This window comes from Streptomyces sp. NPDC006335 (assembly GCF_040612795.1).
Classification (GTDB): Bacteria; Actinomycetota; Actinomycetes; order Streptomycetales; family Streptomycetaceae; genus Streptomyces.
In genome coordinates this window covers 23,582-48,388 of record NZ_JBEXQX010000018.1, presented here as the reverse complement: position 1 = coordinate 48,388, position 24,807 = coordinate 23,582, and the positions used below count along the sequence as shown (strand labels likewise).

The window sequence follows — 24,807 nt, the reverse complement described above, 5'->3', positions numbered from 1 at the left end:
GCCGGCGCCGGGCGTCCCGCCGGCCCAGTCGCCCACCCCCACCCCGCCCCGGCGTTGATCAGTCGCCGGTCGGCTCCCCCGCGTCGGCGGCCGCCGTCTCGCGCCGGTAGTCCGTCGTCAGGAGCAGGTTCTTCGCCGGGCCGCCGACCCGCCACACCGTGTGCCAGTGGTCCGCGTCCAGGGTGGTGAACTCGCCGCGGTAGAGGTCCGCCGCGCAGGGGTGGTCGGTGACGTGGTGGCCGGACGTCAGGTCGAGGTCGTGGAAGGGGCGCCCGTCGGAGAAGTGGACGTGGGTCGTGCCCGGGGTGCTCGTCGGCAGGAAGCGGAGGGTGCGCTGCGCGGGGCGTGGGACGCCGTGCCACACGAAGATGCCCGACTCCTGGGACAGGAGCCCGCCGCCCTCCAGTCGGCCGAAAGTGGTCGTACCGGAGAACCGTCCCTCGTCCCCGCTCGCCAGATCCCGCACGGCTCGTTCGGTCCGCCAGCTCCCCGCCAGGTACCCCAGCACATCCGGCACTGGCCAGAACCCGCCCATCAGCCCTTCCCTTCCGACACTTTCGAAACCGCGCGACCCGTTGACGCTCCGGATCACCCTCCCTATCTTGCCGTTCGAAGTGCTGATCATCGTTTGGTATTTCGAACGGAACCTTCGACAGAGAGCCGCGGAGTATCCATGTCACGCACCCGCTGGAGACTCGGTCTGAGCGCCACCGCCTTCCTGGTGGCCGCCGGCCTGATCCCCGCCCCCGCCCATGCCGAGGACGTCACCGACTACGCGATCACCGTCGACCCGTCCGCCAAGGGCGCGAAGATCGACGACACGATGTACGGCGTCTTCTTCGAGGACATCAACCGGGCCGCCGACGGCGGTCTGTACGCCGAGCTCGTGCAGAACCGGTCCTTCGAGTACTCCACCGCCGACAACTCCTCGTACACCCCGCTGACCTCGTGGACGGTCGACGGCTCGGCCCAGGTGGTGAACGACGGCGGCCGGCTCAACGAACGCAACCGCAACTACCTATCCCTGGGGGCCGGTTCGTCCGTCTCCAACGCCGGATACAACACCGGCATCCACGTCGACGAGGGCAAGAAGTACGACTTCTCGGTGTGGGCCCGCGCGGACGCCGGTACGGCCCTCACGGTCTCCCTCCAGGACGCCGACGGCACGCTCGCCCCCGCCCGCGAGGTGGCCGTGACGAAGAGCGGCTGGGCCAAGTACAAGGTCACCTTCACCGCTACCCGGACCAGCAGCAACGGCCGCCTCACCGTGGCCTCCTCCGCCGCGGCCGCCCTCGACATGGTGTCCCTCTTCCCGCGCGACACCTACCGCGGTGAACCCAACGGCCTGCGCAAGGACCTCGCCGAGAAGGTGGCCGCCCTGCACCCGGGCTTCGTGCGCTTCCCGGGCGGCTGCCTGGTGAACACGGGCTCCATGGAGGACTACAGCGAGGCCTCCGGCTGGCAGCGCAAGCGCTCCTACCAGTGGAAGGACACCATCGGCCCGGTCGAGCAACGCGCGACCAACTCCAACTTCTGGGGCTACAACCAGAGTTACGGCCTCGGCTACTACGAGTACTTCCGCCTGTCCGAGGACATCGGCGCCATGCCGCTGCCCGTCGTCCCCGCCCTGGTGACCGGCTGCGGCCAGAACCAGGCCGTCGTCGACGAGGCCCTGCTCAAGCGGCACATCCAGGACACCCTCGACCTCATCGAGTTCGCCAACGGACCGGCCAACTCCAAGTGGGGCAAGGTGCGGGCGAAGATGGGCCACGCCAAGCCCTTCCACCTCACCCACATCGAGGTCGGCAACGAGGAGAACCTGCCCAACGAGTTCTTCGCCCGGTTCAAGGAGTTCCGCGCCGCCATCGAGGCGAGGTACCCGGACATCCAGGTGATCTCCAACTCCGGCCCGGACGACTCGGGTACGACCTTCGACACGGCCTGGCAGCTCAACAAGGACGCCAAGGTCGACATGGTCGACGAGCACTACTACAACAGCCCGCAGTGGTTCCTCCAGAACAACGACCGCTACGACTCCTACGACCGCAGCGGCCCGAAGGTCTTCCTCGGCGAGTACGCCTCCCAGGGCAACACCTTCAAGAACGGCCTCACCGAGGCAGCGTTCATGACCGGCCTGGAGCGCAACGCCGACGTCGTCAAACTCGCCTCCTACGCCCCGCTGTTCGCCAACGAGGACTACGTCCAGTGGCGCCCGGACCTGATCTGGTTCAACAACCACGCCTCCTGGAACTCCGCCAACTACGAGGTCCAGAAGCTGTTCATGAACAACGTCGGCGACCGCGTGGTGCCCTCCACGGCCACCGGCACGCCCTCGCTGCTCGCCCCGATCACCGGCGCCGTGGGCCTGTCGACCTGGGCGACGACGGCGGCGTACGACGACGTGAAGGTCACCGGCGCCGACGGGACCACCCTGCTCACCGACGACTTCGGCGACGGCGCCTCGCGGTGGACCCACACCGGCGGCGGCAGTTGGAGCGTCCAGGACGGGCAGTACGTGCAGACGGACGTGAACGCCGAGAACACCATGGTCTCGGCCGGCGACCCGTCCTGGCACGACTACGACCTCAAGGTGAAGGCCACCAAGAAGGCCGGCAAGGAGGGCTTCCTCGTCGCCTTCGGCGTCAAGGACACCGGCAATTTCTACTGGTGGAACATCGGCGGCTGGAACAACACCCAGACCGCCGTCGAGCAGGCCGTGGACGGCGGCAAGTCGACGCTGATCTCCAAGGCGGGATCGGTCGAGACCGGCCGCGCCTACGACATCGACGTCAAGGTGCGCGGCCGACAGGTGACCCTCTACCTCGACGGGCAGGAGTGGGGCAGCTTCACCGACGACAAGCCGGCCGAGCCGTTCCGCCAGGTCGTCACCAAGGACAACAAGACCGGTGAGCTGATCGTCAAGGTCGTCAACGCCCAGAACTCGGCGGCCCGTACGGCCATCGACCTGGGCGGCGCCAAGGTCGCGTCCAGGGCTCGGGTGACCACCCTGGCGGCCGCCCAGGACGCCGTGAACAGCGAGACGTCGACCGCGGTCGCCCCCGTGACGTCCACCTTCGACGGGGTCGCCGGGAAGTTCTCGTACACCTTCCCGGCGAACTCGGTGACCTTCCTGCGGATCAGGCAGAGGTAGCCGGTGAGCCGGCGGGCCGCTGCCCGACGAGCAGCGGCCCGCCTTCCCGTTGGCGCCATGGTGGTGGGCAATTCACCGCATGGTCATCCGTGGTTGCACAACCGACCCGATGCACCCCCCGTCTAGATCTGCGCAGAAACAACGCGCTGGGGTGAAGGCCCCGGACGGGGGCCTGAAGTGACCAGTGGACAGGGCGTGCGGCCGACCATCCCGCCCGTACCGAAGACCGCGGACGACGACCTCATGGGGGAGCGGCCGCGGCCGCCCGCGCCGGGCCCGTCGGCCGGACCGGGGCGGGCGGCCCTGCTGGCGGCGACGATCAGTGTCGTCGTGCTCTGTGCCGCCGACGCCCTCGCCCGCAGTTACCCCTTCGGGCCGCGCACCCGGAACGTCAACGACCTGGGAAACCAGTACGTCCCGTTCCACGCGCACCTGTGGGACCTGGTGCACGGCCGGGGCGCCGGCGGCCTCCTCGTCAACTGGCAGTCGGGATTCGGGGCGAGCTTCCTGCCCGACCTCGGCACCTATCTCACCAGCCCGTTCGCCCTGCTCGTGGCGGTGTTCCCGCGGGACGAGATCGATCTCGCGGTGTACGTGATCACCGTGCTGAAGATCGCCTGCGCCGGTGCCGCCATGGCCTGGCTGCTGCTGGGACTGCGGCCCGGGCGCTGGTGGGCCGCGGGTCTGCTGGGGGCGTCCTACGGCCTGTGCGGCTGGACCGTGGCGACCGCCTCGTACAACCTCATGTGGCTCGACGGGCTGATCGCCCTGCCGCTGCTGTGCCTGGTCGGCGAGTGGGTCCTGACCGGCCGGCGCCCGCTCCTCGGGGTGCTGGTGGTGACGGCCGCCTGGATCGCCAACTTCTACACCGCCTACATGGCCACCCTCGCCGCCGCTCTGGTGTTCCTGCTGCGGCTGTGGCTCGCCGACCTGCCGCGCCGCCGTCGGCTCATCGCGGCGGGTCGGGCCGTGCTGACCTTCGCGCTCGGCATGGGTCTGGCCGCGCCCCTGGTGACGGTCGTGTACTTCGGCAGCGCGCACGCCTCCGAGGGCCGCTTCACGCGATTCGCGCCCGTGGGCACGGAGGACCTGTCGGCCCGGCTGCTGCCGACGACGTACAGCTTCGGCTCCCCGGCGCTCTTCGTCGGCACCACGGCACTGCTGCTCGCCCTCGCCCTGCCCTTCCACCGGGCGGCTCCCCGCCGGGTGCGGGCCGGGTGGACGCTGCTCGTGGCCGTCGTGACCCTGTCGATGCAGTGGGGCCCGACCCATCTGCTCTGGCACGCCTTCGCCGAACCCCAGGGCAGTTCGTACCGCCAGACCTTCGCGGTGTGCGCGCTGCTGGTGATCGCGGCCTGGCACACGCTCTCCTACGGCCCTCTGGACCGGCGGCCCCTGGGAACGGCGGCCGGGCTGCTCGCCGTGATCGCCCTCGTCGCGAGCGGCAGTCAGCTCGTCCGTCCCATCGCCTGGCCGGTGTTCCTCACGGCGGCCGTGGGCGCGCTGCTCGGCCTGGTCCTGCTCGGCCGTGAGCGACCCGTACTGCGCATGGCCCCGGCCGCGCTCGCCGCCGTACTGCTCATCGCGACACAGCTGGGCGAGGCCACCGCCACCGACGCCCTGGCCACCCGGACGCGGTTCGGGCACATGGACGACTACGCCCCCTGGGGCGACCGGCAGCAGGACCAGGCGGACGCCATCGCCCGGGCCGACGGCTGGCCCCGCTACCGCACCGACCCGGGCCGCGAGCAGACCGTCGGCAACGACCCGCTGGAGGTCGGCGGGCAGGGCGCCCAGTACTACAGCAGTCACACCTCGGCCGTGCTCAGCAGCACGCTCACCGCTCTCGGCGGCGGCTGGACCTCGGGCGGCCGCAGCCTCCAGAGTCTGGACAACGCGGTCACGGACGCCGTCTTCTCCGTCGGCGCCCGGGTGCACTCCCCGCCGGACCCGCACCAGAACTGGTTCCCGCAGGACGGCACCGGGGAGACCGTGACCCGGGAGGACGTCCCGCCCCTGGTGACGGTACGGCCGTCCGCCGCGACCGGCGCCTTCGGGCCGTCGCCGTACCGCAACCAGGAGTTGCTGCTGGGCGCCCGCGTCTACACCCTGCCGCGCATCACCGTCCTCAACAGTGCCGGGAAGCGGCCGTACCGCAGCACCGACCGGCGCCAGGGCGTACGGGTCGGTGCAAAAGCGACGATCACCGCCCGGTGCCGGGCGGGCAGCGAGGTGTACCTCTGGGCGCCGCACTTCGCGGGCACCGCGCGGCTCGCCGGGCCCTCCGCCCACGGCCCGACGGGACGGTTCCGGGCCGACTGGCGGCCCCTCACCAAGATCGCCGCCATGGAGCGGCTCGGCACGGTCCCGGACTCCGGGCGCCTCACCATCGAGCTCTCCCCGAACCGGATGGGCGTCGTGCCGGACCAGGCGGTCGGCTGCCTGGACACCGGCCGACTACGGACCGCCGTACGACAGCTCAAGGCCACCGGCGCCACCGAGGTGACCGTCTCCGGCTCCGGCGGCACGGTCCGGGCCGAGCTCCCGGCGGGCAGTAAAGGCGTCGCCGTCGTGGCCGCGCCCAGGATCGCCGGCTGGCGCTGCGCCTCCGGTGACGCGGCACTCGTCCCCGCGCAGCAGTACCACGGCCTGATCGCCGTGCCCCTCGACGGCACCTCGACCAGCGTCACCTGCGCTTTCCGTCCGCCCGGCCTGCGGCTGGGTACGGCGGTCGGGGGCGGTTCGCTCGCGGTTGTCGCCGGAATCGGGGTGTTCGGGGCCGTGCGCCGACGGAGGGCGTGAGTATGCACGTGGTTGCATAAACGTGCAGCGAAACGTATAGTCATGCCATCCAGGAGGAGGATGACATGGCGGTACGGGCGGCAGTGGCCGGAGCGAGCGGATACGCGGGCGGAGAGGTCCTGCGCCTGCTCCTCGCGCACCCCGAGGTCGAGGTCGGCGCGCTGACCGGCAACTCCAACGCCGGGCAGAAGCTGGGCGCGCTCCAGCCCCACCTGCTCCCGCTGGCCGACCGGGTCCTCCAGGAGACCACGGCCGACGTCCTCGCCGGACACGACGTCGTCTTCCTGGCCCTGCCCCACGGCCAGTCCGCCGCCGTCGCCGAACAGCTCGGCCCGGACGTCCTGGTCGTCGACATGGGCGCCGACTTCCGGCTGAAGGACGCGGCCGACTGGGAGAGGTTCTACGGCTCCGCGCACGCCGGCACCTGGCCCTACGGCCTGCCCGAACTGCCGGGCGCCCGCGCCGCGCTGGAGGGGTCCAAGCGCATCGCGGTGCCCGGTTGCTACCCGACCGCCGTCACACTCGCCCTCTTCCCGGCCTACGCCGCCGGCCTCGCCGAGGACGAGGCCGTGATCGTCGCCGCCTCCGGCACCTCCGGCGCGGGCAAGGCACCCAAGCCGAACCTGCTGGGCAGCGAGGTCATGGGCTCCATGTCGCCGTACGGCGTCGGCGGCGGTCACCGGCACACGCCCGAGATGATCCAGAACCTCAGCGCGGTGGCCGGTTCCCCGGTGAAGGTCTCCTTCACCCCGACCCTCGCGCCGATGCCCCGCGGCATCCTCGCCACGTGCAGCGCTTCCGTGAAGCCGGGGGTGACCGCGGAGAGCGTCCGCGCCGCCTACGAGAAGGCCTTCGCCGACGAGCCCTTCGTGCACCTGCTCCCCGAGGGCCGGTGGCCCGCCACGGCGTCCGTCTACGGTTCGAACGGCGTTCAGGTGCAGGTCGCCCTCGACGAGGCCGTGGGCCGCATCATCGCGATCAGCGCCATCGACAACCTGGCCAAGGGCACCGCCGGCGGCGCCGTCCAGAGCATGAACATCGCCCTCGGTCTCCCCGAGGAGCTCGGACTTTCCACGATCGGAGTCGCACCGTGAGCGTCACGGCAGCCAAGGGATTCCAGGCGGCGGGCATCGCCGCCGGAATCAAGGAGAACGGCAACCCGGACCTGGCCCTCGTGGTCAACTCCGGGCCCCGCCGAGCCGCCGCCGGCGTCTTCACCTCCAACCGCGTGAAGGCCGCGCCCGTGCTGTGGTCCGAGCAGGTCCTCAAGAGCGGTGAGCTGACCGCGGTGGTCCTCAACTCCGGTGGCGCCAACGCCTGTACCGGACCCAAGGGCTTCCAGGACGCGCACGCCACCGCAGAGAAGGTCGCCGAGGTGCTGGAGATCGGCGCGGGCGAGGTCGCCGTCGCCTCCACCGGGCTCATCGGCCTCCTGCTCCCGATGGACAAGCTCCTTCCGGGAGTCGAGGCCGCCGCGGCCCAACTCTCCGAGCACGGCGGCGAGAAGGCCGCCATCGCCATCAAGACCACCGACACCGTCCACAAGACGTCCGTCGTCACCAAGGACGGCTGGACCGTCGGCGGCATGGCCAAGGGCGCGGGCATGCTCGCCCCCGGCCTCGCCACCATGCTGGTCGTCCTCACCACCGACGCCGACCTCGACAGCGCGGCCCTGGACAAGGCCCTGCGGGCCGCGACCCGGACCACCTTCGACCGCGTCGACTCCGACGGCTGCATGTCCACCAACGACACCGTGCTGCTGCTCGCCTCCGGCGCCTCCGAAGTCACCCCGGCCTACGAGGAGTTCGCGGAAGCCGTACGGCAGGTCTGCGACGACCTCGGTCAGCAGCTCATCCGGGACGCCGAGGGCGCCAGCAAGGACATCAAGGTCGAGGTGATCAACGCGGCCTCCGAGGACGACGCCGTCGAGGTGGGCCGCTCCATCGCCCGCAACAACCTCCTCAAGTGCGCGATCCACGGCGAGGACCCCAACTGGGGCCGCGTGCTCTCCGCGATCGGCACGACCAAGGCCGCCTTCGAGCCGGACCAACTGAACGTCGCCATCAACGGCGTCTGGGTCTGCAAGAACGGCGGCGTCGGCGAGGACCGCGACAAGGTCGACATGCGCTACCGCGAGGTGCACATCGTCGCCGACCTCGCGGCCGGCACCGAGACCGCCACGATCTGGACCAACGACCTCACCGCCGACTACGTCCACGAGAACAGCGCGTACTCGTCATGAGCAGCCCCACGCGGAAGCACACCGCGCTCCCCAAGGCCCAGATCCTCATCGAGGCGCTGCCCTGGCTGGTCCGCCACAACGGCAAGACCGTCGTCATCAAGTTCGGCGGCAACGCCATGATCGACGAGGACCTGAAGGCCGCCTTCGCCCAGGACGTCGTGTTCCTGCACCACGCCGGGCTCAAGCCGGTCGTCGTGCACGGCGGCGGCCCGCAGATCAGCGCCGCCCTCGACAAGCACGGCATCGTCAGCGAGTTCAAGGCCGGCCTGCGCGTCACCACCGAGGACGCCATGGACGTCGTACGGATGGTGCTGGCCGGGCAGGTGCAGCGCGAGCTGGTGAACCTGCTCAACGAACACGGGCCGCTCGCCGTCGGGTTGACCGGCGAGGACGCGCACACCATCACCGCCACCAAGCACCAGCCCGAGATCGACGGCGAGTTGGTCGACATCGGGCGGGTGGGCGAGATCACCGCGATCGACACGGGCGCGATCGAGGCACTGCTCGCCGACGGCCGGATCCCGGTCGTCTCGTCGATCGCCCGGAGCCAGGACGACGGACATGTCTACAACGTCAATGCTGATACGGCGGCTGCGGCACTCGCTGCTGCTCTTGACGCCGAAACCCTCATGGTCCTCACGGACGTCGAGGGCCTCTACGAGGACTGGCCGCACAGCGACGAGGTGATCAGCCGCCTCACCGCTTCCCAACTGGAGAAACTGCTGCCGGAGTTGAGCTCCGGCATGGTCCCGAAGATGGAGGGCTGCCTGCACGCCGTGCGCAACGGCGTGCACACGGCCCGGGTCATCGACGGGCGGGTCCAGCACTCGATCCTGCTGGAGATCTTCACCGACGAAGGAATCGGCACGATGGTCGTGCCGGACGCGCAAGAGGGGGATGCCGTATGACCGACAATCAGGAGCTCACCCAGCGCTGGCAGGGCTCGCTCATGAACAACTACGGCACCCCGCGCCTGCCTCTCGTCCGCGGGGAGGGCCTCAAGGTCTGGGACAGCGAGGGCCGGCAGTACCTGGACTTCGTCGGCGGCATCGCCACCAACGCGCTCGGCCACGCCCACCCGGCGATCGTCGAGGCCGTCAGCAAGCAGATCGCCTCCCTCGGCCACATCTCCAACTTCTTCATGGCGGAGCCCACCGTCGCCCTCGCCGAACGGCTGCTCCAGCTCTTCGGCCGGGACGGCAAGGTCTTCTTCTGCAACTCCGGCGCCGAGTCGATCGAGGCGGCCTTCAAGATCGGCCGGCTGACCGGGCGCACCCACATGGTCGCCACCGAGGGCGGCTTCCACGGCCGCACCATGGGCGCCCTCGCCCTCACCGGCCAGCCCGCCAAGCGCACTCCCTTCCTGCCGCTGCCCGCCGAGGTGACGCACGTGCCGTACGGCGACGCGCAGGCCCTGGACGCCGCGGTCACCGAGGACACCGCGCTGGTCGTCATCGAGCCGATCCAGGGCGAGAACGGTGTCGTGGTGCCCCCGGCCGGCTACCTCAAGGCCGCCCGGGCGATCACGGCGGCCAAGGGCGCGCTGCTGGTCCTCGACGAGGTGCAGACCGGCATCGGCCGTACCGGCCACTGGTTCGAGTACCAGGCCCACGAGGGCGTGCTGCCGGACGTGGTCACTCTCGCCAAGCAGCTCGGCGGCGGACTGCCGCTCGGCGCGACCGTCGCCTTCGGACGGGCCGCGGACCTGCTCCAGCCGGGGCAGCACGGCACGACCTTCGGCGGCAACCCGGTCGCGTGCGCCGCGGGACTCGCCGTTCTCGACACCATCGAGAACGACGGGTTGCTGGAGAACGTCAAGCGGCAGAGCGAGAAGTTGCGGGACGGGATCGAGTCGCTGAAGCACCCGCTGATCGACCGTGTCCGGGGTGCGGGACTCCTCCTGGGTATCGTGCTCACCGAGCCGCTCGCACCGCAGGTGCAGCAGGCGGCTCAGGACGCCGGTCTCCTGCTGAACGCGCCCGCCCCCGATGTCGTACGACTGATGCCGCCGCTGAACCTCGGCGACGACGAAGTGGACGCGCTTCTTCAGGCCCTCCCCGGCATCCTGGGTGCCGCCGAGGGAGACGGATGATCCGGAGAATGAGACGACGATGAGCCATGCGCCAGATCACGAGCACAACGGGGTCGCGGGGCCCGCGGTGCCGCAGACGCGTACCGCGCGCCACCGCCGGATCGTGGACATCCTCAACCGGCAACCGGTGCGGTCACAGAGCCAGTTGGCCAAGCTGCTGTCCGACGACGGGCTGAGCGTCACCCAGGCGACGCTCTCCCGGGACCTCGACGAGCTGAACGCGGTGAAGATCCGCAACAACGACGGCGACCTGATCTACGCGGTGCCCAGCGAGGGGGGTTTCCGGACCCCCCGGGCGCCGCTGGGGGAGTCGGCGAAGGAGGAGCGGATGCGGCGCCTCTCCCAGGAGCTGCTGATCTCCGCGGAGGCTTCGGCGAACCTCGTGGTCCTGCGGACTCCTCCGGGGGCTGCGCAGTTCTTGGCGTCGGCCATTGATCAGGCTGAGCTGCATGACATTCTCGGGACCATTGCCGGTGATGACACGTTGATGCTGATCAGCCGGAACCCGACCGGGGGGCAGGCGCTGGCTGAGCATCTGTTGCGGTTGGCTCAGAACGGGCACTGAGGGTTGTTCGTCGGGCGCGGGTGAGTGGGGGCTTGTCGCGCCCACGCGGCGGAGCCGCATATCGACACAGCCCCGCGCCCCTAGGGAAATCCGCTCACCCGAGTCGAGCTGCGAGGCCCCCGGTACACCTGACCTCATCGCCCGCCGTGATCAGCAACGCCTCCACGTCCGGCAGGCTCTCCAGCCACGCCAGGCCCTCCCGCGAACCCATCGCGAAAGCCGCCGTCGCCCAGCAGTCCGCCCAGGTGATGGTCGGCGCCACCACCGTCACCGCCAGCAGGTCCGTGACCGCCGAGCGGCCCGTGCGGGGGTCGACGATGTGGGCGCCGCGTTCGGCCGTGCCCGAGGTCGCCACCGCCAGCTCCGACGCGCCCGCCGCCGAGACCACCGCCGCCAGACCGCCCGGGCGGAGCGGGTCCGAGACCCCTACGCGCCAGGGGCGTTCGGGGCCCGGTACGCCCAGCAGCTGGACGTCTCCGCCCCCGTTGACGCTCACTCCCGTCGCACCCGACTCAGCCATACGACGTGCCGCGCGCTCCACCGCCCAGCCCTTCACGATGCCGGTGGGGTCGAGGCGGCCCTCGTAGCGGGTGCTGAACCAGCCGTCGCTCAACCGCTCGGCCTCGGCACCGAGTTCGAGGACCTCGGCGACCTCGGGATCGCAGTCGGCGACCGTCAGCTCACCGCGGGCCAGGCGGGAGACCTGGCTGTCGTCGCGGTAGGTGCTGAACACCTCGTTCACGCGGTGCAGCCCTGCCACCGCCTCCCGCAATGCCGCCTGCACGGCGAGGGGTTCCCCGCCGCGGACGTCGAAGGAGAAGACCGTCCCCATGACCTCCTCCGCGTGACGTACCGCGGCGGGAGCTTGTGCCGACTCGGCCACCGTGTCAGCCACCGGCCTGGTCCAGCGCGGACTGGAGCGACTTCTTGTAGCCCTCGCTGGTGTAGGTGGCACCGGACACCGAGTCGATGTCCGCGCTGCCGGCCGCCAGGGCCTCCTGGTTGAGCTTCGGGATGGACAGCGCCGTCTTCTGGTCGCTCGTCCCGCCCTTCGGCGTCTGCACGGCCTCGGCCTTGGTGATCTTGCCGCCGCTGACCGTGATCCTGACCTGGACCGGGCCGTACTGCGTCTGGGAGACCGCGCCGGTGACCGTCCTGGCTGCCGCCCCGGCGTTGCCGCCGGCCGTCTGAGAGGGCTGGGCCGACGGCTGGGTGGGGGCGGCCGCGTTTGCCTTGTCGATGGCCGACTGGAGCGACTTCTTGTAGCCCTCGCTCGTGTAGGTCGCCCCGGAGACCGTGTCGATCTGGGGGCTCTGCTTGGCGACCACGTCCTGGTTGAGCTTCGGCACCGAGAGAGCGGTCTTCTGGTCGCTCTCGCCGCCCTTGGGCGCCTGCACCGCCTCGGCCTTGGTGATCTTGCTGCCGCTGACGGTGATGCGGACCTGGACCGGCCCGTACTGCGTCTGGACCACGTCTCCGGTGACCGCGCCGCCGGCGGCCGCTCCCGTGCCGCCCTGGGCCGACTCCTGCGCGGCCGCCGTCTGCTGCGGGATCGTTCCGCCCGCCTGGGCGGACGCCGGGTCCGAGGAGGGCTTCAGCGACAGCAGCAGCACGACACCGGAGACGGTGGCGGCGGTCGCGAGCACGACTCGACGGACGGGGTGACTCTTCCTCATCGCTTCAACAGCTCCTGAATTCCCGTCGTCACATCTCGAACGACTCGTGATGGATGCGGCGGGCGGGCACACCCGCGCCGCGCAGTGCTTCGTACACGGCCTGCGCGAAACCGTTCGGCCCGCACATGAACACGTCGTGCTTGTCGATGTCGGGCAGCTTGCGCTGGAGGGACTCCGCGGAGATGTCCGGGCGTTCCCCGTCCGGACTGTTCACCGCGTACATCAGACGGGCGCCGCGCTCGTCCGCGATGGCGGCGAGCTCGTCCCACAGGGCCAGGTCCTGGGTGGTGTTGGCCCGGTACAGCAGGGTGATGTCACCTGCCGCGCCCGGCAGCGTCTCGAACAGGGCCCGCATCGGCGTGATGCCGACACCGCCGGCCACCAGCAGCACCTTGCCGCGGCTGCGGCGCTGGGCGGTCAGGGCGCCGTACGGCCCCTCGGCCCACACCTTGGTGCCGGGCTCCAGCTCGCGCAGCCGCTCGCTGTGGTCGCCGATCGCCTTCACCGTGATCCGCAGCATGCCCGGTCGGGGCGCCGCGGACAGCGAGTACGGGTGGGAGGAGAACCGCATGCCCGGCGCGAGGAACCGCCAGCGGAAGAACTGGCCCGCCTCCGCGCCCATCCGGTGCAGCTTGCGCCCGCCGATCAGCACCGACACCACGCCCGGCGTCTCTTCCACGACCGCCTCGACGTACATCCGGTGACGCAGGTTCAGGCGGATCGGCGTGAGGATCCGGTACCAGACCACCAGCGCGGTGACCGAGCCGTACAGGCCGTACCAGACGGTCTTGGCGACCGGCTCGACCGCGAAGTCGTTGCCGGTGGTGAGCTGGTGCCAGAAGGTCAGGAACACCGCCGCGTACGTCAGAAGATGCACGTGGTACCAGGTGTCGTACGGGATCCTCTTGCGCACCGGGCCGATCGACATCAGCCCGATGACGAACAGCAGACCGGTGCCGATGGCCGCCTTGCCCATGTCCGGGAGCTGGTTGATGGAGTCCATCGTCTGCTGGACGATGTCGCCGAGGCCCTTGCCGGCCTGGAGGGCGTAGCCCCACATGATCAGGAAGACGTGGGCGACCGTCAGGCAGAGCGTGTAGCGGCCGGTCATCGCGTGCCAGCGGGCGACGCGGTCGGATCCCACCCGGCGTTCCAGCGCGGGCACCCGGGCCATTTGAAGTACGACCAGGGCCATCAGGTAGCCGGCCAACAGACCGGTGATCCGGCCCGCGTTGAGGATCTTGCTGTTGTCGTCGGCCACGGACGGCGTGTTGTTCCACCACAGCCACAGCACACCGGCCGCGCCCGCCCATACGGCGATCAGCAGGACGGTCGCCGGGGAACGGCGCGGGCGGATGCGGCGCATCGTCTGACGGCGGGCGGCGCGGCCGCTGGCGAGCGTGGTGGTCACGTTTCCTCCGGGGACGGGGGCAAGGGGGGTGGGCGTGGTCCCTTGGCCCTTGGATACGTGCCGTGACGCCGGTGTGTTCAGCCGCCCGCGGAGTCCGGTGCGGACTGGAGTGACTGGCGGTAACCCGAGCTCGTGCAGGTGACCCCCAGACTGCGCACGTCGGCTTCCGGGGCCGCCCGGCGGGAGGGCCATGTCCCCACCGGCCGAGGAGAGTTCGGTGACCGGAGTGGCGGTCGCGGCGACCCGACCGAGCGGACACACGGCCCAGCGCACGCATGGGTGAGCGGGGCGCTGCCGCTTTCCACATCGTGCCGGGTCACGACAAGGACGCCCGCACCGAACGCCCCTCGCACGGCGGGCGTCGGCGGTGAAGCCGCGCAGCCGTTGCTCGGCGGCACCGAACTCGCCCTGCTGCCCCGGCTCCTGCCGCCGGAGATCACACGGGCCCTGGACCGCATCGCCGCCGAGTCGGCCCGCACGGGCGCCACGAAGGGGACGACCTGCTCCTGCCGGCCCCTCTCGACGCGCGCCGCCCCAGGGCCCGCCGCCGTCGACGCGCGGGCCACGGGGCCGGTCAGCGCTGGGAGTCGGGGTGTCCCGAAGGAGCCCGTCGCGGTGCCGGGAGGTGAACACCGCAGCCTTTGCGGGTCCATGACGACGGCACCGGGCAGGCGGCAGCGCGGGCCTCGGTGAGGCGTACGGGGGAAGCGGGGCGGTGGAGAGCGAGCGGGCCCGGCTCGGACGAAACCTCGCGGTGCGTCTGCGGCAGCCGTACCGCTCAGACCGGAGACGGCGGCAACGGCAGCGGCAGCCCGGGCAGGCCGTCCAGGCTCGTGGCGATGTGGTCCTTCTTGGCGAAGTACTCGCCGAGCGACACGTCGTCGTCGCGGGAGAACCGCCTGGCGTGCAGGTCGCGGTCGCTCTCGTACGCCATGTACGGCACCGCGTATCCGCAGGAGTCGCGGATGAGTTCGGCCGTGACCACGATGATCGCCCGCAGCCCGTGCGCGGTCGGATCGATGTCCGGGAAGTGCGGGAGCAGTTCCTTGCAGCGCGGGTCGTCGCGGAAGACCGGCTCACCGCGGCCGTGCACCCGGACGATGTTCGGCGGCCCCTGGAACGCACACCACATGAGGGTGATCCGGCCGTTCTCCCGCAGATGCGCGACGGTCTCCGCGGTGGAACCGGCGAAGTCGAGGTAGGCCACGGTGAGTTCGTCGAGCACCGCGAAGGAGCCACGCAGGCCCTTGGGGGAGAGGTTGACCGTGCCGTCGCCGGACAGGGGAGCGGTCGCGGTGAAGAAGAGGGGCTGCGCCTCGATGAAGGAGCGGAGCCGACCGTCTATGCGCTCAAAAGTCTTTCCCATGTCTAAGCATTATGGGCGCAGAAATTTCGCCTGTCTAAGGAATTCGGACGTGCGCTCGCGCGAAGACGTCCGTGGCCGCCCCGGCCGGCGCTCACACGGGGCGGCCACAGCGCCTGTCACGTCACTTGGTGAGCGTGCAGGCGGCCAGGGAGTCGAGGCCCTGCGGCTTCTCCGCGGTACGACCGATGGAGATGGCGATGCGGTCGATGGTCGACTTCCGCTTGTCGGCCAGCGGGCCGAGGATGGCGTTGTTGACGAAGTTGGGTCCCCCCTGGCCGACGGTGTCGACGAGCCGCTTGTTGGCCTCGTTGATCTGGGTCTGGAGCAGGGTGAGGTTGCGGGTGACCTCCGCCTGGGCGGTGGCGGGGATCGCGGGCAGCTTCGAGGCCACGTCCGGGCACGAGATCGTGCCGGCGGCGGTCGCGGCACCTCCCCCGGCGTTGGCGTTGCCTCCGCCGTTGGCGTTGCCCCCGGCATTGGCATTGCCCCCGCCGTTGGCGTTGCCCGCGTTGGCGTTGCCCGTGTTGGCGTTTCCGCCCGCGTTGCCGGTGTTGTTGCCGGCCGCGCCGGCGCCGTTCAGCGTGCACGGCGCCAGCGCGTCCAGGCCGGTCGGCTTGGCCGCCGTGCGGCCGATGGCCGTGGCGATGCGGTTGACCGTGGCCACGCGCTTGTCCTTCAGCGGGCCGAGGATGGCGTTGTTGACGAAGTTGGGTCCGCCCTGGCCGACGGTGTCGACGAGCCGCTTGTTGGCCTCGGCGATCTGCGTGTTGAGCAGGGCCAGGTTGCGGTCGACCTCGGCCTTGGCGGTGGCCGGGATCGCGGGCAGCTTCGAGGCCACGTCCGGGCAGCTGATCGTGCCGGGGGAGGCCAGCGTGCGGGCGGTGGCGTTGTTGCTGCTCTTGGAGGTCTCCCCGGCGAGGGCGGTACCGGCGACGATCGCCCCGGTCAGTGCCACGGCGACGGCGCCGCCGATGATCGCCACGCGGCGCTTGTTGTACTTCGGAAGAGCCCTGGACATGCGGATGCCTCACTCGGGGTCGGGAGTGGTCTTCTTGACAAACGCGGCGCCTGCGTTCGGCGAGAGGTACGGGCAAGCGGTTTCCCGTGTTCAAAGGGAGCGCAAATTCCTTGCCGCCCGGAGCCTGGATTGACGAATCATGCAGAACTCTGCATAATCATGCATGACGATGGAGTGCAGCGGTGAGGAGCAACGCAAGTGAGCAGCAACAGCGGTGACGTCCGGCTCTGGGGCGGCCGTTTCGCCGACGGTCCCGCCGAGGCGCTGGCGAAGCTGTCCGCGTCCGTCCACTTCGACTGGCGGCTCGCGCCGTACGACATCGCCGGTTCGCGTGCCCACGCGCGCGTGCTGCACAAGGCGGGACTGCTCAGCGAGGACGAGCTCCAGCGCATGCTCGCCGGGCTCGACCAGCTAGAGGCCGACGTGGCCGACGGCTCCTTCGTGGGCACGATCGCCGACGAGGACTGCCACACCGCCCTGGAGCGGGGCCTGCTGGAGCGCGTCGGCCCCGACCTCGGCGGCAAGCTGCGCGCCGGCCGCTCCCGCAACGACCAGATCGCGACCCTCTTCCGCATGTACCTGCGGGACCACGCCCGGATCATCGGCGGTCTGATCGCCGAACTCCAGGATGCCCTGATCGGCCTGGCGGAGGCCCACCCGGACGTGGCGATGCCCGGCCGTACCCACCTCCAGCACGCCCAGCCGGTGCTGTTCGCGCACCACGTCCTGGCCCACGTCCAGTCCCTGTCCCGGGACGCGGAGCGGCTGCGCCAGTGGGACGAGCGCACGGCCGTGTCGCCGTACGGCTCGGGCGCCCTGGCCGGTTCCTCGCTGGGCCTGGACCCGGAGGCGGTCGCGAAGGACCTCGGCTTCGAGCACGGGTCGGTCGGCAACTCCATCGACGGCACCGCCTCCCGTGACTTCGTCGCCGAGTTCGCCTTCATCACCGCGATGATCGGTGTCAACCTCTCCCGGATCGCCGAGGAGATCATCATCTGGAACACGAAGGAGTTCTCCTTCGTGACCCTGCACGACGCGTTCTCCACGGGTTCGTCGATCATGCCGCAGAAGAAGAACCCGGACATCGCGGAGCTGGCGCGCGGCAAGAGCGGCCGCATGATCGGCAACCTGACGGGCCTCATGGCCACGCTCAAGGCCCTCCCCCTCGCCTACAACCGCGACCTCCAGGAGGACAAGGAGCCCGTCTTCGACTCCTGCGACCAGCTGGAGGTCCTGCTCCCCGCCTTCACCGGCATGATGGCGACCCTCACCGTCAACCGCGAGCGCATGGAGGAACTGGCCCCGGCCGGCTTCTCCCTCGCCACCGACATCGCCGAGTGGCTGGTCAAGCAGGGCGTCCCCTTCCGCGTCGCCCACGAGGTGGCCGGCGAGTGCGTCAAGGCGGCGGAGGCCGAGGGCAAGGAACTGAACGACCTGACCGACGACCAGTTCGCCAAGATCTCGGCCCACCTGACCCCGGAGGTCCGGTCGGTGCTCAACGTCCCCGGCGCCCTGGCCTCCAGGAACGGCAGGGGCGGCACGGCCCCGAGCGCGGTGGCGGTCCAGCTGGCAGAGGTGAAGACGAACGTGGCCGCTCAACACGAGTGGGCAGAGCGCCGCTAGGGGCGCGGGGCTGTATCGATCTGCGGCTCCGCCGCGTGGGCGCGACCGGCCACAACGGCGCCGCACCCGCCACATTGCCGCACCACCCACCCCCTGAAGCGAAGGGCATCCCGAGCTACGTTGTCGGTATGCCCTTCGCTCGCCTCGCCACCGCGACCACCCCCACCTGCCACATCGGCCTCGGCCTCGCCGCGATCGCCCGCCCCGGCTACATCAACCTCGGCCGGGACGAAGACCTGGGAGACGACCGGAGCGTCGAGACGCTACGAGCCCGCACCCACGAACTCCTCGACGCCGCCTACGTCCAGGGCGTCCGCTATTTCGACGTGGCCCGCTCCTACGGCCGCTCCGAGGAGTTCCTCGCCGACTGGCTCAAGAAGAACCCCCACATCGACGACGTGGTCATCGGCAGCAAGTGGGGCTACATCTACACCGCCGGCTGGACCACCGACGCCGAACGCCACGAGGTCAAGGACCACGGCGTCCAGACGTACGACCGTCAGCGCGCCGAGACCGCCGAGCTGCTCGGCGACCGCCTGGACCTCTACCAGATCCACTCGGTGACCCCCGAGAGCCCGGCCCTCACCGACAGGGAACTCCACGCGAGGCTCGCGGAGGCGGCCGCCCAGGGCACCACGATCGGCTTCTCCACCAGCGGCCCGGCTCAGGCGGACGCCATCCGCGCCGCATTGGAGGTGACCGTCGACGGCGAGCCCCTCTTCCGTACCGTCCAGTCGACGTACAACGCCCTGGAGACCTCGGCCGCCCCCGCCCTCGCCGAGGCCCACGACGCCGGTCTCACGGTGATCGTCAAGGAGGGCATGGCCAACGGCAGGCTCGCCGGACCGCACGCACCGGACGTCCTGAAGGCCGTGGCCGAGGAGACGTCTCTCGGCTGTGACGCGGTGGCACTGGCCCTCGTCCTCCGCCGGCCCTGGGCCGCAGTGGTCCTGTCCGGAGCCGCCACCACCGACCAGCTCGCCTCCAACCTGCACGCGGCCGTCGTGGACCTGGACGACGACCAGCTCTCCCGGCTCGCGGCGCTGGCCGAGGAACCGGCCGCGTACTGGGAGCACCGCGCTCGGCTGCCCTGGCACTGACAGAACCGCCGATCAGGCCGTCGGTGAGACGCACATGCCCTCTATGAGACATGAATGTCTCATGTGGGCTATGGTTGTCTCATGGCTGTCGATCGTGACCACGTGCTGCGCAGTGCCGCGGCCCTGCTGACCCGTAAATCCACCTCGACGATGGACGAGGTCGCCAAGGCCGCCGGGATCAGCAGGGCCACCCTGCACCGCCATTTCGCGGGACGGGACGCGTTGGTGCGGGCGCTGGAGGAACACGGCATCGCCGAGTGCGAGGCAGCCTTGGACGCGGCCCGCCTCGACGAGGGGCCCGCGAGCGAGGCCGTACGCAGGCTGGTGCGGGAGATCGAACCCGTCGCCGGCCTGCTGGCCTTCCTCTACGGCGAGAACGAGCTCTGGGAGGACGGCGGAGGCGACCCCTGGTCCCGACTGGACCAACGGATCGCCACTCTGTTCGCGCGCGGACAAGGCAATGGCGAGTTCCGCATCGACCTCACCCCGGCCTGGCTCACCGAGGCGCTCTACGGACTGATCGCCTCATGCGCCTGGGCCACCCAGGCAGGCCGCGTCGCCCCGAAGGACTTCACCCACATGATCACCGAGCTGTTGCTCGGTGGCGCACTACGGAGAGAGGAATCATGACCAGCACCCTGCGGCCGGCGACCACGAGCGAGGCGGTGCAGCGTCCCGGCCGTTGGCTCGCGCTGTCCGTCCTGGTGCTCGCCGTGCTGCTGGTGGCCGTCGACGCGACCGTCCTCGGCCTCGCGACCCCGTACATCAGCGAGGACCTCGCGCCCACCGGGACGCAGCTCCTGTGGATCGGTGACGTCTACTCGTTCGTCATCGCGGGCCTGCTGGTGTCGATGGGCAGCCTCGGCGACCGCATCGGCCGCAAGCGGATCCTGCTGATCGGCGCGACCGCGTTCGGCGCGATATCGGTCCTCAACGCCTACGCGAGCACACCGGAGTTGATGATCCTGGCGCGGGCGCTGCTCGGCGTCGCCGGCGCGACCCTCATGCCCGCCACCCTGGCCCTGATCCGCAACCTCTTCCACGACCCGCGCGAGCGCAGCCTCGCCGTCGGCGTCTGGGGCGCGACCGCGTCCGCCGGTACGGCCGTCGGTCCGATCGTCGGCGGCTTCCTCCTCGAACACTTCTGGTGGGGCTCGGTCTTCCTGATCAACCTGCCGGTGATGGCGGTCCTGGTCCTCGTCGGCGTCAAGCTGCTGCCGGAGTCCCGCAACGCGAACCCCGGCCCCTGGGACATGACCAGCGTGGCGCTGTCCCTGGTCGGCGTGATCGGCGTGGTGTACGCGGTCAAGGAGGCCGCGACCCACGGATTCACGTGGGAGACGCTCACCGCGGGCCTCCTGGGCGGAGCCGCCCTGTACGGCTTCATACGCCGCCAACTCACCCTCCCGGCCCCGCTCCTGGACATGCGCCTGTTCCGCAACCGCGGCTTCAGCGGCGCCGTCCTCGCCGACCTGCTGACCATCCTCGGACTCTCCGGCCTGGTCTTCTTCCTCTCCCAGTACCTGCAACTCGTCCAGGGCAGAGGCCCGTTGGAGGCGGGCCTGGCCGAACTCCCGGCGGCGGTGGGCGCGGTGGCGGCAGGACTGGTCGCGGGCACGGTGGCTCGCCGCTACTCGGTACGCGCGGTCGTCTCCGGTGGCCTGGCGGCCATCGGCCTGGCCCTGGCCTGCCTCACCCTGCTCGACGAGTCCACGGGCTATCCGATGCTCGGCGCGGTCCTGCTGGTGGTCGGCGTGGGCGCGGGCTTCTCGTTCACGGTGACGGCGGACGTGATCCTGTCGAGTGTCCCGAAGGAGCAGGCGGGCGCGGCGTCGGCGGTCTCGGAGACGGCGTACGAGTTGGGTGCTGCTCTGGGCATCGCGGTACTGGGCTCGATCGTGACGGGCGTGTACCGGGGCTTTGCCGCCCCCGCGGGTACGCCGGAGGGCGCGCACGAGTCGCTGGGCGGCGCGGTGGAGGCGGCGTCCGGGCTGCCGGCGGACACGGCTCAGGACCTGCTGGCGTCAGCCCGGGAAGCCTTCGTGGACGGACTCGCCATCGCCGCGGGCGCGGGAGCCGCGGTCCTGCTCGCGACAGCGGCGGCGGCCTGGTTCATGCTGAAGAACCAGCGGCTGGAGAAGGGCTTTTAAGGGCGCGGCGACAAAAGCTTTTCGGGGGCGCGGCGACAAGGGCTTTAAGGGGCGCGGGGACGAGGGGTCTTCTGGGGGCGTGGGGACGAGGGCTCGTTCGGGGGCGCGGGAACAAGGGCTTTTTTTGGGGGGCGCGGGGACGAGGGCTTTCTGGGGGCGCGGGGAACTGCGCGACAAGCCCCCACGCACCCGCACCCGGCGACGAACCCCTACCGTCGACGAAGTCCTACGCGGCCTTCGCCTTGGTCGCGTACATGTCCACGTACTCCTGCCCGGACAGCCGCATGACCTCGGTCATCACCGAGTCCGTCACGGCGCGCAGCACATAGCGGTCCCGGTCCATCCCCTCGTAACGGGAGAACTCCATCGCCTCACCGAACCGGACCGTGACCCGCCCGGGCCGGGGCATCCCCGCCCCGCCCGGCTGCAACTTGTCCGTGCCGATCATCGCGAACGGGACGACCGGCGCACCCGTCATCAGCGTCAGACGGGCGATACCCGTACGCCCCCGGTACAGCCGGCCGTCGGGCGACCGCGTCCCCTCGGGGTAGATCCCGAAGACCTTGCCCTCCTCCAGGACCCGACGCCCGGTCATCAGCGCGGCCACGCCGCCGCGACCGCCGTCGCGGTCCACCGGGATCATGCCGACGCCGGTGAAGAACCACGCCATGAGGCGCCCCTTGAGGGACTTGCCGGTGACGTACTCGTCCTTGCCGATGAAGAACACCTGCCGGTCGCAGACCAGCGGCAGGATCATCGAGTCGATGAAGGTGAGGTGGTTGCCGGCCAGGATGACGGGACCGTCACCCGGGATGTGCTCCGCGCCCTCCACCTGTGGGCGGAACATCAGGCGCATGATCGGTCCGAGCACTGCCTTGATGAGCGCGAAGCGGGACAACGGGCCCTCCGGTGTCAAGAGAACGGCCAGGGAAACTGTATGAGTCTGTGCAGGTGAGGACATTACTCGCGGCTCGGGGGGTCGTGCACATCGGGCGCTCGGGGTTCACTCAGGTCTTACGCACTGTTGACACTCGTTTACCTGCGGTTGAACCCCGTCGCCTCCCGGAAACCCGGGCGGAACGATGTGACGGACGTCGCCCCGATCGACGCGTACCCCTGCTCCGCACCGTGAAGCCGACGAACCATCAGACATCTGTTCCCATACGACATCCCCCGTCACCCGCGTGTTCCGCCGGAGGTCTCCCGCCTGTCACGGACCCGGACCTACGATCGGCCCGCATCGAAGAGGCGACGGCAGGAGGGGTCCACATGGGATCGCAGGACGAGCACACGGACGGCACGGGACGGCGGGCACTGCTGGGGGCCGCGATGTTCGGCGCCGGGGGAGCGGTCCTGGGTCTCTCCGGCACGGCGAGAGCCGCGACCGCAGGATCCGCCGGGCACGGGAGCGGTGGGCACGGCGGCGGCCTGAAGAGCCTTCCCGTGCCGACGGTCATCGGTCACCGGGGTGCCAGCGGCTACCGCCCCGAGCACACCTTCGGCTCCTACCAGCTCGCCCTCGACCTGGGCGCCGACATCGTCGAGGCCGGCGACCTCGTCCCCACCAGGGACGGCCATCTGGTCTGCCGTCACGAACCGGAGATCGGCGGCACGACCGACGTCGCCGACCACAAGGAGTTCGCCGACCGCAAGAAGACCAAGGTCCTCGACGGCGTCTCCACCACCGGCTGGTTCACCGAGGACTTCACGCTCGCCGAGCTCAAGACGCTCCGCGCGATCGAACGCATCCCGGCCAACCGCCCGCACAACACGCTCTACAACGGCCGCTGGGAGATCCCCACCTTCGAGGAAGTCCTCAAGTGGCAGGACGAGCAGACCCGCAGGCGCGGCAGGCAGGTGTGGATCTACCCCGAGACCAAGCACCCCACCTACTTCCGCAAGCTCGGCCTCGGCCTGGAGGAGCGGGTCGCCAAGCTCCTGCACAGGTACGGCAAGGACAAGCGGAACTCCCCGGTCATCCTCCAGTCCTTCGAGCCGACCAGCATCCAGCGCCTGAACAAGCTCGTCGACAACCCCCTGGTCGTCCTGCTGTCCGCCGCGAACACCCGCCCCTGGGACTTCGTCGAGACGGGCGACCCGCGCACGGTCGCCGACCTGATCACCCCCAAGGGCCTCAGGGAGATCGCGGGCTACGCCCAGGGCATCGGCCCGACCCTGGACCTCGTCATCACCAAGAAGGCGGACGGCAGCCTCGACAAGGAGACGACCCTCGTCGCCGACGCACACAAGGTCGGGCTGATCCTGCACCCCTACACCATGCGCAACGAGAACCCCTTCCTGCCGACGGAGTTCCGCAAGGGCACCGACGCGGACGCCTACGGAGACGCCTTCGGCGCCTTCAAGAGGTACTTCGCCACCGGCATCGACGGCGTCTTCACCGACAACCCGGACACCGGTGCCCTGGCCCGCCAGGACTTCGTCAACGGCTGAGCCGACACCCCCCGATGGGGGTGACTTACGGCCGCCCGGGCAACCCACGACCCGGGCGGCCGTGTCGTACCGCATATGACGCACGACTTGGTCGCCACCCTGCGCCCGCTGCTCACCGCCGAGGCCTCCGCGGAGGCACATGCCTCCGGTACGGAACCGGCCGACCTGGAACAGGCGGTCTGGCTCCGGCTCCTGGAGCACCTGGAGACCCAGGGCCCACCCCTCGACCCGTCCGGCTGGCTCCGCCGCGCCGTCCGCTCCGAGTCCCGCCGCAGCCGTCGTACTGCCCGCCTCGAACGGCCGTACGCCATCGAGCCCGCGGCCGACGACGACCGCACCCCCGAGCAGCTCACCCTCGCCGCGGCACGGCGCACGGCCCTGCACGACGCGGTGCGCCGGCTGCCCGGCCGCTGCCCCTCGCTCCTGGCGGCCCTCCTCTCCCCGAGGGACCTCACCTACCGGGAGATCGCGGGGGAGTTGGGTATCTCACAGGGCAGTCTCGGCCCGGAACGTTCCAGATGCCTGGGATGTCTTCGCCGATTGCTCGCACCGGAGGTTGCGACCCGCCGGGCGCGGGGATAGGAGTGGGGGACAACAGGCGATCAGGTGAGCGGGAGGCGTGCGCACATGGGCATGAGCGTGACCATCTCTGCGGCGGCCGAGCAGGACGCGGAGCAGATCTTCAGGCTGCAGTACCTGTGCTTCCAGAGTGAGGCGGCGCTGTACGGCAACTACCGCATCGATCCGCTCGTCCAGAGCCTGGACTCGGTCCGCGCCGAGGTGGCCGCGGACTGCGTCTTCGTGGCCCGCCTCGGAGAAGAGGTGGTCGGTTCGGTCCGCGGCCACGTCACCGAGGACGGCTCGGCCGCCATCGGCAAACTCTGCGTCCACCCGCGCCTCCAGGGCCACGGAATCGGTGCCCGACTCCTCCGGGCGGCCGAGTCCGCCCTCGCCGAGGAGCGCGGCGCCACCAGCTTCCGCCTCTTCACCGGCCACCGCAGCGAGGGCAACCTCCGCCTCTACCGCAAGGTGGGTTACCAGACGGTGGGTACGTCGGAGGGCGCGGACGGGATCCCGATGATCGTCCTGGAGAAGCCGGCAGGAACATACGCGGCCACCGCATGATCTTTTAGGGGCGCGGAGAACTGCGCGATCAGCCA

21 protein-coding genes are annotated in these 24,807 nt (G+C 70.5%); 14 read left to right on the top strand and 7 right to left on the bottom strand.

The features are described from left to right. Positions 1-58: 58 nt before the first annotated feature. Positions 59-535, bottom strand: a complete 477-nt coding sequence (locus ABZ098_RS35750) for a DUF6314 family protein (RefSeq protein ID WP_356597903.1) — start codon at positions 533-535, stop codon at positions 59-61. Positions 536-673: 138 nt separating this feature from the next. On the opposite strand from ABZ098_RS35750, the gene ABZ098_RS35745 reads away from it, so the two are divergent. The 7 genes from ABZ098_RS35745 to ABZ098_RS35715 all read left to right on the top strand — a co-directional run bounded on the left by ABZ098_RS35745 (position 674) and on the right by ABZ098_RS35715 (position 10,852). Beyond that, positions 674-3,151: an alpha-L-arabinofuranosidase C-terminal domain-containing protein gene (locus ABZ098_RS35745; protein ID WP_356597902.1), complete on the top strand. Its 2,478-nt coding sequence runs from the start codon at positions 674-676 to the stop codon at positions 3,149-3,151. A 243-nt stretch (positions 3,152-3,394) separates the two neighbouring features. Further along, on the top strand, positions 3,395-5,953 hold the full coding sequence (locus ABZ098_RS35740; RefSeq protein ID WP_356598028.1) for a YfhO family protein: 2,559 nt from the start codon (positions 3,395-3,397) through the stop codon (positions 5,951-5,953). 65 nt (positions 5,954-6,018) lie between these two features. Next, positions 6,019-7,047: an N-acetyl-gamma-glutamyl-phosphate reductase gene (gene argC, locus ABZ098_RS35735; RefSeq protein ID WP_356597901.1), complete on the top strand. Its 1,029-nt coding sequence runs from the start codon at positions 6,019-6,021 to the stop codon at positions 7,045-7,047. Beyond that, complete coding sequence (gene argJ / locus ABZ098_RS35730) at positions 7,044-8,195, top strand: bifunctional glutamate N-acetyltransferase/amino-acid acetyltransferase ArgJ (RefSeq protein WP_356597900.1); 1,152 nt, start codon at positions 7,044-7,046, stop codon at positions 8,193-8,195. The genes argC and argJ overlap by 4 nt, the downstream gene beginning before the upstream one ends. Then, positions 8,192-9,103, top strand: a complete 912-nt coding sequence (gene argB, locus ABZ098_RS35725; protein WP_356597899.1) for an acetylglutamate kinase — start codon at positions 8,192-8,194, stop codon at positions 9,101-9,103. Before argJ ends, argB begins: the two co-directional genes overlap by 4 nt. Further along, complete coding sequence (locus ABZ098_RS35720) at positions 9,100-10,287, top strand: acetylornithine transaminase (protein WP_356597898.1); 1,188 nt, start codon at positions 9,100-9,102, stop codon at positions 10,285-10,287. Before argB ends, ABZ098_RS35720 begins: the two co-directional genes overlap by 4 nt. Before the next feature lie 19 nt (positions 10,288-10,306). Further along, positions 10,307-10,852, top strand: a complete 546-nt coding sequence (locus ABZ098_RS35715; RefSeq protein WP_356597897.1) for an arginine repressor — start codon at positions 10,307-10,309, stop codon at positions 10,850-10,852. Between the two features lie 94 nt (positions 10,853-10,946). Here ABZ098_RS35715 and ABZ098_RS35710 read toward each other — a convergent pair whose 3' ends face one another. From ABZ098_RS35710 to ABZ098_RS35690, 5 genes are all read right to left on the bottom strand, one after another. Beyond that, positions 10,947-11,747 (bottom strand): FAD:protein FMN transferase, encoded by an 801-nt coding sequence (locus tag ABZ098_RS35710; RefSeq protein WP_356597896.1) that lies wholly within the window; start codon positions 11,745-11,747, stop codon positions 10,947-10,949. Beyond that, positions 11,740-12,528, bottom strand: coding sequence for an FMN-binding protein (locus tag ABZ098_RS35705; protein ID WP_356597895.1), 789 nt, complete (start codon positions 12,526-12,528; stop codon positions 11,740-11,742). Before ABZ098_RS35705 ends, ABZ098_RS35710 begins: the two co-directional genes overlap by 8 nt. Positions 12,529-12,556: 28 nt before the next feature. Beyond that, entirely contained in the window at positions 12,557-13,939 is a 1,383-nt protein-coding gene (locus tag ABZ098_RS35700) for a ferredoxin reductase family protein (protein WP_356597894.1), read from the bottom strand. A 778-nt stretch (positions 13,940-14,717) separates the two neighbouring features. Then, positions 14,718-15,305: a pyridoxamine 5'-phosphate oxidase family protein gene (locus tag ABZ098_RS35695; RefSeq protein WP_356597893.1), complete on the bottom strand. Its 588-nt coding sequence runs from the start codon at positions 15,303-15,305 to the stop codon at positions 14,718-14,720. Between the two features lie 121 nt (positions 15,306-15,426). Then, positions 15,427-16,323, bottom strand: a complete 897-nt coding sequence (locus ABZ098_RS35690) for a hypothetical protein (RefSeq protein ID WP_356597892.1) — start codon at positions 16,321-16,323, stop codon at positions 15,427-15,429. A gap of 198 nt (positions 16,324-16,521) precedes the next feature. On the opposite strand from ABZ098_RS35690, the gene argH reads away from it, so the two are divergent. The 4 genes from argH (at position 16,522) to ABZ098_RS35670 (ending at position 21,196) form a co-directional block, all read left to right on the top strand. Then, on the top strand, positions 16,522-17,946 hold the full coding sequence (gene argH / locus ABZ098_RS35685; protein WP_356597891.1) for an argininosuccinate lyase: 1,425 nt from the start codon (positions 16,522-16,524) through the stop codon (positions 17,944-17,946). 128 nt (positions 17,947-18,074) lie between these two features. Then, positions 18,075-19,046, top strand: a complete 972-nt coding sequence (locus tag ABZ098_RS35680; protein WP_356597890.1) for an aldo/keto reductase — start codon at positions 18,075-18,077, stop codon at positions 19,044-19,046. An 81-nt stretch (positions 19,047-19,127) separates the two neighbouring features. Beyond that, positions 19,128-19,676 carry a TetR/AcrR family transcriptional regulator gene (locus ABZ098_RS35675; protein WP_356597889.1) on the top strand — a complete coding sequence of 183 codons (549 nt, stop codon included), beginning with the start codon at positions 19,128-19,130 and terminating at the stop codon, positions 19,674-19,676. Then, a complete protein-coding gene (locus ABZ098_RS35670) occupies positions 19,673-21,196 on the top strand; it encodes an MFS transporter (protein ID WP_356597888.1) in 1,524 nt (507 codons plus the stop codon). The genes ABZ098_RS35675 and ABZ098_RS35670 overlap by 4 nt, the downstream gene beginning before the upstream one ends. 226 nt (positions 21,197-21,422) lie before the next feature. Here ABZ098_RS35670 and ABZ098_RS35665 read toward each other — a convergent pair whose 3' ends face one another. Further along, positions 21,423-22,094 (bottom strand): lysophospholipid acyltransferase family protein, encoded by a 672-nt coding sequence (locus ABZ098_RS35665; RefSeq protein WP_356597887.1) that lies wholly within the window; start codon positions 22,092-22,094, stop codon positions 21,423-21,425. A 371-nt stretch (positions 22,095-22,465) separates the two neighbouring features. On the opposite strand from ABZ098_RS35665, the gene ABZ098_RS35660 reads away from it, so the two are divergent. The 3 genes from ABZ098_RS35660 (at position 22,466) to ABZ098_RS35650 (ending at position 24,772) form a co-directional block, all read left to right on the top strand. Beyond that, positions 22,466-23,647, top strand: a complete 1,182-nt coding sequence (locus ABZ098_RS35660) for a glycerophosphodiester phosphodiesterase (protein WP_356597886.1) — start codon at positions 22,466-22,468, stop codon at positions 23,645-23,647. Between the two features lie 75 nt (positions 23,648-23,722). Beyond that, positions 23,723-24,229 carry a sigma-70 family RNA polymerase sigma factor gene (locus ABZ098_RS35655; RefSeq protein ID WP_356597885.1) on the top strand — a complete coding sequence of 169 codons (507 nt, stop codon included), beginning with the start codon at positions 23,723-23,725 and terminating at the stop codon, positions 24,227-24,229. A 45-nt stretch (positions 24,230-24,274) separates the two neighbouring features. Further along, positions 24,275-24,772: a GNAT family N-acetyltransferase gene (locus ABZ098_RS35650; protein ID WP_356597884.1), complete on the top strand. Its 498-nt coding sequence runs from the start codon at positions 24,275-24,277 to the stop codon at positions 24,770-24,772. The last annotated feature ends 35 nt before the right edge of the window (positions 24,773-24,807 follow it).